The following is a 10,792-nucleotide window of genomic DNA, read 5'->3' as shown; positions in this document are numbered from 1 at the left end:
CAACTATTACGAAACATTAACCTTGGTGTCTTCTACAAATGTGCTAGAATTATATTATTAGTGTTACTTTTTCAGATATATCATGCTGAATATACCGTTCGCATATTTTCGCTAAAGAGAAAAGTTAATAAATATCGTAAAATTAATGATATTACTTTAGAGTTAAAATTGAACCTTTATAGGATTGAAAGAAGATAATCCACATTTAATCCCTCATAACATATGGTGTTAAAATAGAACCTTAATAGGATAAAAAGATGCCAACACATTAATTCTTTTAGGCCCTATCTCTCCACATTGTAAGAAGCAGTATACCATTATAACTATCAAGGGTGGATGCCTCATTGTTAGATCGTTGCAATAAAGTTCCACTTGCAATGGTGTATAAAAATAAAATGTCGGTAAAATAAAAAAATGTAAATTAGCGAGATATATAAAGAAAATAATACCCAGTCATTCTAGAACATACAATATATGCGTAAATTTAAATAAAGCCTTGATATATAATTTTATTAATATGAGATTGGAAATTAACATATATAATATTGACAATAATATGTTGACTTATAATTATAATGAGTCTTTAAGGGGGGTTATACTTGAAAAGTTAAGGGTAGTTAATCCAGAATTGTCTAAAATATATCATGATGATCCGAAGCATATTTTTAATTTTAGTCAAATATTAGGCAGATCGCATTCAAATCAATATGGCATACATATTAAACGTGGTGTACTCTTTATTTCTTCCCTGGAAAAAGAGTTTATATCAAATATTATTAAATCTTTTTTGAAAAATCCTTTATTTGAAATTAATAACAATGGTTCAACAACAAGGTTTGCCACATCAAATATGAGAATAATTGATAATTACAATAATAAATCCAATGTAAAGTTAATAACATTAAGTCCTATAATACTAAAACTGAAGGATGAAAATAAATTTCTTGCAATTAATAGTGAAAGCAATGATTCTGATATAGATACATGGTTAAACACATTAAAATATAGCATTAAAAGCAGGTATATGTATTTTACAAACGATGAAATTAATAATTTAGAGATAAAAATTGATAAAAATGACTTCAAAACAAAATATATTAAAATAAAAAATCAGAGATATTTGTGTAGCGATGGCACAATAGATATAAGTGCGGAACCAAAACTAATACGCTTTATTAATGATGTGGGCCTCGGCATGAAATTAAAGTTTGGCTTCGGATTTATGGAGGAGAGTAATAAATGAAAGCACAATTCGGTATCTCCAATGACCCCTGGATCAGAAATGGCGCTATAATATTCTTTATGCACATAAAGAAGATGAATTCTATAAACGAAGATTTTTCAGAAATAACTAACGGTAAAATAGATTATAATAATTTATCAATAGAATACGATGACTTGGAAGATTTAAAAAATATTTTTACCTTTATTATTGATGATGTACGAGCAAATTATATAAAAACTAAGAATAAAGATGTAAAAATTGACGTGCAGAACGATACTATGGAAACTATAGACAGAGAAAGTTTTTCACAATTGACAAAATTTTTCTTTAAAGGCATACTACCGCAGCCACAAAAAAGGGAGCAATATAAATTAGAAGAAATTTCTGAGAAATTACAGAAGGAATATAATAGCATATCAGAAAACATCAATCAAAAAGGAATGAAAATATATGATAGATGTGCAAAATTGAATGTAATAAACTTGAATGACTTTAATCGCAAAGGCCATTGTGATTTTTGCGGGAATAATGATGTTAATATAGATAAAATAAAGACAAAATATTATCCATTTGCTGCAAGTCTAAATAAATATGGAAATTTCTATAGCAACTTTAAAAGCAATTTAAACATATGTATGTACTGTTCTCTTTCATCCTTTCTTATTTATGAAAAATTGCCATTTTTAATTTCCGGTAAAAAACTTTTTTTTGCTATACCTGTAATAAATTTAAATTTTAAACAATTCTGGCAACATATAGATTTTAACACAGGTGAAAACGCTTTAAATAAAGACTACGGTAATATAGGTAATAGAAGTGTAGATGGTATTTTTAATGCTTTTATAAATTTAATATATTATTTAAATGAGAAAATTGATGAAATTAAAGATGTAGATATAGAAGAAACGAAAAATCAATGGAGAAATTTATCGTGGATGATTGGAAACGCTACAGACAAGCATTTTATTAACATATATACTTATAATGACACAGCAAAATTATCCAATTTAATATCTAAATTAAAAAATAATAATATAAATTTACCTGTGTTACTCCGGAATTTTGTAATTGTTAACGGACAAAATAGGAATAGCATTTATTCAAATGAAATATCAAGATTGATAATGTATTCACAGGATATCAACGGGGAAATTGAACAATTTTATTCAGAAAGCATCAAAAGCGGTAAAGCAAAGGAAGTAAAGTTTCTGAATAGTTTTGTTATGATATACAATCAGGAGGTAATGAATATGGAAAATGAGGATTTAAGGGGATACTACGGAATTGGCAAAGAAATAGGAAGATACTGCAGGGGCGATAAAGATAAAGGAATACCGCCGGATAAGGATATGTTATACGAACTTAGAAGTTGCACAAATTTAAAGCAATTTTTACAATTCTTTGATCGTGCAACGTTTAAAATAGATACGTTACATATATCGTATAATTTCTTATTGAAAATAGATGATAGTAACTGGCAGGACTTAAAATCAATCATATCTATTTTTGCACACCAGGAATTTTATAATAATAAACAGGAGGAGATAAAAAATGAACAATAAAGTAAACTGTATAACTTTTACTTCAATAATAAAAGTGAATGGGAATGTTAATGGAAGCTGGGGAGAGGATATAATATCAACCATAAAGAAAATCAGGATGCCAGATTCAACTATGAGAACTTACATAAGTGGCCAGGCGTTAAGACGTATGAGCAGGGGACAGTTCAGTTCTTTAGGGTATATAACGAGTGCAAAAGATCCAAATGTAAAAAACGATAAGCAGCCATTGTCAACCCAATGCGACCCGGAAAAATACATAGATGATGATTTATATGGCTATATGAAAACTATTGGTAAAGGTGAAAAAGTTTTAACCCGTATTAGCCCTGTAAGGGTATCACCTGCTATATCGTTATTCCCATATTACTTTGAGAGAGATTTAGGCCTTCAGAATAATAATGATATAAAAAAGGATAATAGATTTTATGAAACAGAAATATCGATGAATTATTATGTTTATACAGTTTTAATTGAAGCAGATAGGGTAGGTGTTTTCGATGAAAATTCATTAAGTATAGAGGAGAGAAAGGAAAGAATAAAAACAGTAATAAAAAGTTTTCAGTATCTATGGGGTGGAGGCCACCAGAGCAGATTGCTTGCAGATTTGTCCACAAAATTTATCGGATATCAGAGCCAGAAAATAAAAAAACCATCATTTATGGATTATGTATCCGTGGACGAAAAACTCAATATTGATAGCGATTTAATCCAGGATGCAATAAATCAAACGGGTGAAATCAGAAATAATTTAGTAATTGGTTTAAGCAAATCGTTGAATATGGATACAGGAATATTAAAAGAATCCGGTAATAATGTTCTGACTATTGATGAAGCCTTTAAAAAAATTTATGAAGATATAGATTCAATGGATCTTGCTGATATAAATGAAAGAAATTAAATTAATAAGAATAAATGCATACGGCATAATAAATTCTTTCAGAATACCTTTACACATGACAATACACGATACTTTGGATTTGCCTGTTAAAACACACATAATAGGCATGATTGCTGCTGCAATGGGATATTTAAGGGATGATAAAGAAAAAATAGAAAGTCTTTATAAAAATACAAGTATAGGCATATATGGCACGTCGTATAGCAAGTTCTACGATTTAATTCGTATATACAAATACAAAGGTAAAGAAGTCGAAGTAAGTTTGGTTAACCGGCAAATTAATTATAAAAATAATTATACAATTTATATAGAAAACAATAATTTGGAGGAGATTTATAATTTTTTAAAAAACCCGGTATTTGCATTATCGCTTGGTAAAGCGCACGATTTAATAAACATAAAAGATATATCTATTATAAATGCAACAATAGTCGAAGATGATTATATAGACCTTTCAAATACAGTTCTGCCATTTAATTTATATGACTTTGAAATAATTGATCTTAAGGATAATACAAATATCACGCCATTTCAGACATATAAATTGCCATTATCTTTTAATATTGAAAAAAATTACAGGGAGGCAACTCATTTAAGCGATACAACAATTATAGGTGATATTAAATTGAAAATTAAAAGAAATAAGGAATATAAAACTATACATGACAATGAAGGAGGCATAAATGTCATCATCTATTAAAATAATAGCAAAATCAAACGGAGAATCCCTTGAAGAACATACAAAAAAATGTATTGATAATTTTATAATTATAAAAGAAGCTTTAAACGAAAAAATTAGTTATATATTGAATAAGTACAATATAGATAATAATAATTTCTGGATACATGCTTTTTATGCCGTTGCATTTCACGATTTCGGAAAATTAGATAAATCATTTCAGGATATGATAAATAAAGTTATACAGCAGGACCCGGGGGATAAGGTAGATATACCTAAAGCATTACCTCATGCATTAATATCGGCAATTGCATTACTTAATTTTGAAGAGAATAATTACCTTTTTGATAATATTCCAATATCATCAATATGTGTATTAACACATCATTCAATGTTAAAAGATAATTTATTTGAAAGAAATTCAAATTTAAGTAATATGAATTTATATGATTATTCTGATTTTATTTCCTTTGTAAATAAAGAATTTAAAGAAATTTTTAACACAGACCCGTATAAATTTAATATTAATATAAACAACGTAGATTATAAAAAAATAATAAAGGGTATACATAATAAAATTATAGAATACTATGAGAAAGATAAATTAAGAATTATGTATATAATAATAGAGAATATTATACATATGTGCGATTGGAATGCAAGTTCAAATAAGTCTTTAAATATGGATATAGATTATGACAATAAAATTTGCATGTATCTGCAAAATAGGCCAGATTTTAACAAATTAAACGAATTGCAGATATTCATGCAGGAAAATAATGATAATTATATAATTCAGAGTCCGACAGGATCCGGCAAAACAGAAGCTTCTTTGCTATGGTCAAAATATAACAATGGCAGAATTGTATACATATTGCCAACTATGGTAACAAGCAACAAAATTTTTGAAAGATTAAAACAAATATTTGGTGATATTGTTGGGATACAGCATAGTACATCTTTACTTTTAATGGATACCGATATAGATGCAGATAAAAATAATTATAATCATGATGCGTTTGCAAGATTTTATTATAAAACGTTTAGCAGCCCGATCATGGTTTCTACTGTTGATCAATTACTATACTCATTATTTAATATAAATAGATGGGACAGCGTATTTTTCAACTCTGGTATAAGTAATGTAATATTTGATGAAATACATGCATACGATCCTTATACAACTTCGTTGATAATAGAATATATAAATAAAGCACATATATTTAACCAGAGAGTTTTAATTATGAGTGCAACAATTCCAGACATTTTAAAGGATTTTATAAAATGTAAAACAAAAAAAATAAATTTTGTTGATAAGGAATTCGATATTAATGAAATAAGATATAATGTAAATGTTATAGATGGCGATATTAATAATTCAATTGACATAATAAAAAAACATAAAGATATTAAAAAAATACTGGTAATAGCAAATACAATAAAAACAGCAAAATATTTGTATTCACAGATTAGAGACATTGACGAGATAAAGGATAAAAAAGTTGTATTATTCCACAGCCAATTTACATATAATGATAGGAAAGAAAAATCAGAATTATTAGAAAAGGAAGATAATATAATAGCGATAGCAACCCAGGTAGTTGAAGTTAGTCTTGATATTGATTTTGATCTGTTAATAACTCAGATTGCTCCTCCCGATGCACTTATACAAAGGTTTGGAAGAGTTAACAGACGTGGTAAAAAAGGAAATACAAAAATTTTTATTTATAAAAATTGTGAAAATGATAAATATGTTTACAAAAATGAATTAATGAAAAAAACTTTTGATTATTTCAACAAATATAACTATAAATCTAACACGGATTCAAAGAAACTTATAAATGAAATATATAATGATAATGAATATAAGGAAAATCTTAAAAATGCATATACTGAAGTTAAAAATAAAATTTATGAAATCCAGGTAGAAGACTTAAAATCTGTATACAAATTTAATATTGAAGAGCAAATTGCAGAAAAACATAACTTAATAAGAAAAATCAGTTATATCAAGATTCTTTGTATTCCAGATAAATATTATAATAATGTTTTCCAGGCTTATGAAAAATCTATATATGAAGGCTGGAAAGAATTCCTAAAATATTCATTGAATATACCATATGAATCTACAAAAGGCCATATAAAAACATGTGAGACTTATAATTTCAAATATTTTGATTTTGAATATACTTTTGAAGAAGGTATAAACTATGATAAAATTAATATAGACTCAACTATTATTTAAATGATTAATTAATGGATGAAGACACAAATATCACCGGTGTACAGATGTCATATTATGTTATCTGTAAAACAAAATTATGGTTGCATTCCCATAAAGTATCAATGGAAAAGGAAAATGAAAATGTAAAAATAGGAAAAGAATTACATGACATCAGATATAAAAATGAGAGAAAAGAAGTATCCATGGATAACATAAAATATGATTTTATAAGAAAGGGAAAAAATATAGAAATACATGAAATCAAAAAAACGGACAAATTGGAAAAGGCACATACAATACAGGTTCTCTATTACTTATTTAGATTAGACTTAAACGGTATAAAAGCAACAGGCTTTCTTGATTATCCACTTACAAATAAACATAAGAAAATAGTATTAGAAGATGAGGATAAATGTGAAATAATAAAAATAATTGAAAATATTAAGAAAATTATATCTAATGAGCCACCACAACCTGAATACAAAAATTATTGTAAATCATGTTCATATTTTGAATTTTGCTGGTGTTAAAAATGGTTAAAAGCGATTATCATATAATACATGAAAGTACGGTCTATGTTGATGGTGGTACAATTATAATTGAAAATAGTATTGGAAAAAATGCAATCCCTGTAGAAAATGTTAGATCTGTATATGCACATAAACCCGTTTCAATATCATCTGGTGTTGTATCTATAATTTCAAAACTTGGGATACCTATACATTTTTTTAACTGGTACGGAAATTATGAGGCAACTCTATGGCCAAAAAGTAAAGACATCTCGGGAGATGTAATAATTAAGCAAGCTCAAAAATATCTGGATATACATGAAAGAATTAATATTGCCAAAAGCTTTGTTTCCGGCGCTTTACACAATTTTAATAGGATATTATCGGAGTATGATACTGAAACAGTTAAGAAAAGTCGTGAAGACATTAAATCTAACATTGGCAATTTAACGAATGCTATGGATATAACCGAAATTATGGGAATTGAAGGGAGATCACATAATAGTTATTTCAAAGCTATGGATTCGGTAATACCTGAAAAATTCAGGATAAATAAAAGAATTAGAAGACCGCCAGGTAATATGGGAAATGCGCTAATTTCTTTCGGCAATAGCCTTGTGTATGCATCCGTTTTAACTGAAATATATTTCACACATTTAAATCCTACAATTTCTTATTTGCATGAGCCGTCAGAAAGAAGATTTTCTTTATCTCTAGATATAGCTGAAATATTTAAGCCTATAATTTCGCATAAGTTATTCTTATATTTAATTAATAAAAAAATTATAAATGAAAACGATTTTGATAATAGTTTAGAAAAAGTTATTTTAAACGAAAAAGGCAAAAAGTTATATTTGAAAAATTATGAGGAGAAATTAACCAGTACTGTATTTCATAGGACATTGAAAAAAAATGTAACGTATCAGGATTTAATAAGAATGGAAGTGTACAAATTGGAAAAAGATTTATTGGGAATAAAACCATACAAACCATTCATTATATGGTGGTAAAATGTATGTAATTATTGTTTATGATGTAGCGGTAGATAGAATAAATAATATAAGAAAATTCTTAAAAAGATTCTTAAACTGGATTCAGAATTCAGTTTTTGAGGGAGAAATAACGGAATCACAACTAATAAGAATAGAGAATTATCTAAATAAGAAGACAGAACAGGACTATGATTTCATAAAGATATATCATACCAGTTTCCTATATTTAACCATTATGCATGACCATGTCATATTTATTCTATGATTTAATTTTTAATTATGGATGAGAATGTCAATAAAATCCTTAAAAAACACTGCAATAAAATATCTAAAGAATCAAAGGTTGAAGGAATAGGCATAGACAGCTATTCCAGGAAATTTAACCTATCAGCACATCTATCCATTTTAGCAACTGGAATAATTAAAAAGAATGACCTTACAGATATAGCATATAACAATGGAATAAGCAAATCACAGCTGTCAAAGCTTAACAATAAAAGGCCATACAGTATATTTGAAAAGGTATTTTACAGTATTCTGAGGCCCTTTATAAAGGCACACAGGTATGATATATACCATGATTATATTGACAGATTATACAGTGTTCTGGCAATAGATTCTACATTTATAGAAACAATGGTTAAGGGTTCAGGCATCTATCAGAGGGGGGAAAGGAGAAATGGAATAAAAATACATACTGCAGCCATTGCAAGCCCCTATCCTTTGCCATTGAAGGCAATAATTACACCTGCAAATGTACATGATTCTAAAGTATTTGATGATCTGCTGGAATATATCAATGAATACATATCTGGCAATACAGTATTAACATTTGATTTAGGGTACTATAATCTTGGCAGGTTCATGGAGTTAAAGGAAAAAGGTATAAATTTTGTTTCAAGGATAAAGAAGAATGCTGATTATACTGTAATAAAGGAGGAAACATTCAATTCTAAGATTGTAAGGTTTAGAAATGGATTGGAATTAAGATTGGTATCACTGGATATTAATAATAGGAAAAGGGAATATATAACAGATATACTGGACCTTCCTGAAATATACATTTATTATATCTACATGAGAAGATGGGTAATAGAGAAAATATTTGAAAATATGAAAAGGATTTTAAAAATAACACATTTAATATCAAGGGATTTAAATGGAATTATAAACCAGGTATTTGCAACTCTTATTTCCTATATTGTACTGTTGATATTGCAATCATCAATGAATATATACCATACTCCTGCGGAAATAGTAAGGTCAATAAGGAACAGTAAAGAGCTTGATATTGGCCATGATTACATGAGCAATTTCAATAAAATATAATAGCAATAAATTAAATCGGGCTTACTTAATAGTAAGCCCTTACCCCTTCCATCAGGCAATATTATGATCTTAATTTTTTATAATAATTTTTCCATTGGATTTACAACCAGCAATCAGAGAATTTTAATTATAATTCCATTGCTCGACAATAATTGTCATAGCAACACTGTGTAAATTGATGTTATCTTTATGAAATTGCAAATGATCAGATATAAATATTGGAAATCTGTATGTTAAAAATAGATGTGATAGGCACAGTTAAAAAAGAGAACTCAAACATTATATAAAATCCGGAATGATTGTTTTGTAATTCTATTTAAATACTTAAGCTGATTAAAACTCGTATTATTTATATATCATAGAAAAAAACTCATAAATTTTTAAAATTGCATATAAACGTAAAAATTCACAAAAATTAAGTAATATACTGTGTTACTATTAAATTAATGAACTGGGTTAAAATAATTCCATATAGGAATTGAAATCTAGACCAAAAAAAGGCATAATCATTTAAAAAATCAACGTTAAAATAATTCCATATAGGAATTGAAATATTATCTCGCCATCTTCATGAAACCGTTGAATTTTCTGTTAAAATAATTCCATATAGGAATTGAAATACGGAGACCTGCTGGGCATGATATTCCCTGTGCAGAGTTAAAATAATTCCATATAGGAATTGAAATTTGGCACAAGGGATCTGTTCCTTGGCATTGAGGCACGGTTAAAATAATTCCATATAGGAATTGAAATGCAAGTGCAACAGTTTACCAGAACAATACTCTTTTTGTTAAAATAATTCCATATAGGAATTGAAATTATTCCCTGACGGTTGCAGTGAGACCTATAAGATATTGTTAAAATAATTCCATATAGGAATTGAAATCGGATATATCCTGGCATGGAGAACCTCCAACGAGAAGGTTAAAATAATTCCATATAGGAATTGAAATGCCCTGGCGGGAAAAGATACGGGGAAATGTAATCCCTCAGTTAAAATAATTCCATATAGGAATTGAAATCTTTTAAAAGCTGGTTTTTGTAATCCCTTAATTTTTCAGGTTAAAATAATTCCATATAGGAATTGAAATTTAAAATAATTTAAACGTCATTACAACGTTGTTCATCAAGTTAAAATAATTCCATATAGGAATTGAAATGCTTTCAGGAACTCCTAAATCGAATCCAGCAGCACCGTTAAAATAATTCCATATAGGAATTGAAATGAAAAATTAGGTAAATGAGCTTTATATCTTTTTTTAGGTTAAAATAATTCCATATAGGAATTGAAATTAAGCATTTCTTTTATATTAGTTGGTTTGTCTAATAAGTTAAAATAATTCCATATAGGAATTGAAATCAAAATGGGAATAT

At 27.6% G+C, this 10,792-nt stretch carries 9 protein-coding genes and 1 CRISPR repeat array; all 9 genes read left to right on the top strand.

From position 1 onward, the window contains the following. Nucleotides 1–517 precede the first annotated feature (517 nt). From cas6 to FACI_RS00005, 9 genes are read left to right on the top strand one after another with little or no spacing between them, the layout of a single operon-like run. On the top strand, nt 518–1,243 hold the full coding sequence (cas6, locus tag FACI_RS00045; RefSeq protein ID WP_019841286.1) for a CRISPR-associated endoribonuclease Cas6: 726 nt from the start codon (nt 518–520) through the stop codon (nt 1,241–1,243). Further along, on the top strand, nt 1,240–2,787 hold the full coding sequence (locus FACI_RS00040) for a hypothetical protein (protein ID WP_009886023.1): 1,548 nt from the start codon (nt 1,240–1,242) through the stop codon (nt 2,785–2,787). The genes cas6 and FACI_RS00040 overlap by 4 nt, the downstream gene beginning before the upstream one ends. Continuing rightward, the gene (cas7i, locus tag FACI_RS00035; RefSeq protein WP_009886022.1) at nt 2,777–3,685 is read left to right on the top strand and encodes a type I-B CRISPR-associated protein Cas7/Cst2/DevR; all 909 of its coding nucleotides are present in this window, start codon (nt 2,777–2,779) and stop codon (nt 3,683–3,685) included. Before FACI_RS00040 ends, cas7i begins: the two co-directional genes overlap by 11 nt. Next, nucleotides 3,672–4,385, top strand: coding sequence for a type I-E CRISPR-associated protein Cas5/CasD (locus FACI_RS00030; protein ID WP_009886021.1), 714 nt, complete (start codon nt 3,672–3,674; stop codon nt 4,383–4,385). The genes cas7i and FACI_RS00030 overlap by 14 nt, the downstream gene beginning before the upstream one ends. Beyond that, nucleotides 4,369–6,609: a CRISPR-associated helicase/endonuclease Cas3 gene (locus FACI_RS00025; protein ID WP_009886020.1), complete on the top strand. Its 2,241-nt coding sequence runs from the start codon at nt 4,369–4,371 to the stop codon at nt 6,607–6,609. The genes FACI_RS00030 and FACI_RS00025 overlap by 17 nt, the downstream gene beginning before the upstream one ends. An 11-nt stretch (nt 6,610–6,620) precedes the next feature. Then, nucleotides 6,621–7,118, top strand: coding sequence for a CRISPR-associated protein Cas4 (gene cas4 / locus FACI_RS00020; protein ID WP_009886019.1), 498 nt, complete (start codon nt 6,621–6,623; stop codon nt 7,116–7,118). 2 nt (nt 7,119–7,120) lie between these two features. Beyond that, nucleotides 7,121–8,107: a type I-B CRISPR-associated endonuclease Cas1b gene (cas1b, locus tag FACI_RS00015; protein ID WP_009886018.1), complete on the top strand. Its 987-nt coding sequence runs from the start codon at nt 7,121–7,123 to the stop codon at nt 8,105–8,107. Nucleotide 8,108: 1 nt separating this feature from the next. Beyond that, a complete protein-coding gene (gene cas2, locus FACI_RS10450) occupies nt 8,109–8,354 on the top strand; it encodes a CRISPR-associated endonuclease Cas2 (RefSeq protein ID WP_009886017.1) in 246 nt (81 codons plus the stop codon). 14 nt (nt 8,355–8,368) lie between these two features. Next, nucleotides 8,369–9,418: an IS4-like element ISFac10 family transposase gene (locus FACI_RS00005; RefSeq protein ID WP_009886016.1), complete on the top strand. Its 1,050-nt coding sequence runs from the start codon at nt 8,369–8,371 to the stop codon at nt 9,416–9,418. 455 nt (nt 9,419–9,873) lie between these two features. Continuing rightward, nucleotides 9,874–10,778: direct repeats of the CRISPR family, unit length 30 nt; unit sequence GTTAAAATAATTCCATATAGGAATTGAAAT. Between the last annotated feature and the right edge of the window lie 14 nt (nt 10,779–10,792).

The sequence above is a fragment of the Ferroplasma acidarmanus Fer1 genome (assembly GCF_000152265.2).
In the GTDB taxonomy this organism is placed as follows: domain Archaea; phylum Thermoplasmatota; class Thermoplasmata; order Thermoplasmatales; family Thermoplasmataceae; genus Ferroplasma; species Ferroplasma acidiphilum.
This window is presented reverse-complemented; position numbering and strand designations above follow the sequence as displayed.

Coding starts and splice junctions, on each gene's coding strand:
- cas6 (WP_019841286.1), top strand. CDS start 518: ATGAGATTGGAAATTAACATATATAATATTGACAATAATATGTTGACT.
- FACI_RS00040 (WP_009886023.1), top strand. CDS start 1,240: ATGAAAGCACAATTCGGTATCTCCAATGACCCCTGGATCAGAAATGGC.
- cas7i (WP_009886022.1), top strand. CDS start 2,777: ATGAACAATAAAGTAAACTGTATAACTTTTACTTCAATAATAAAAGTG.
- FACI_RS00030 (WP_009886021.1), top strand. CDS start 3,672: ATGAAAGAAATTAAATTAATAAGAATAAATGCATACGGCATAATAAAT.
- FACI_RS00025 (WP_009886020.1), top strand. CDS start 4,369: ATGTCATCATCTATTAAAATAATAGCAAAATCAAACGGAGAATCCCTT.
- cas4 (WP_009886019.1), top strand. CDS start 6,621: ATGGATGAAGACACAAATATCACCGGTGTACAGATGTCATATTATGTT.
- cas1b (WP_009886018.1), top strand. CDS start 7,121: ATGGTTAAAAGCGATTATCATATAATACATGAAAGTACGGTCTATGTT.
- cas2 (WP_009886017.1), top strand. CDS start 8,109: ATGTATGTAATTATTGTTTATGATGTAGCGGTAGATAGAATAAATAAT.
- FACI_RS00005 (WP_009886016.1), top strand. CDS start 8,369: ATGGATGAGAATGTCAATAAAATCCTTAAAAAACACTGCAATAAAATA.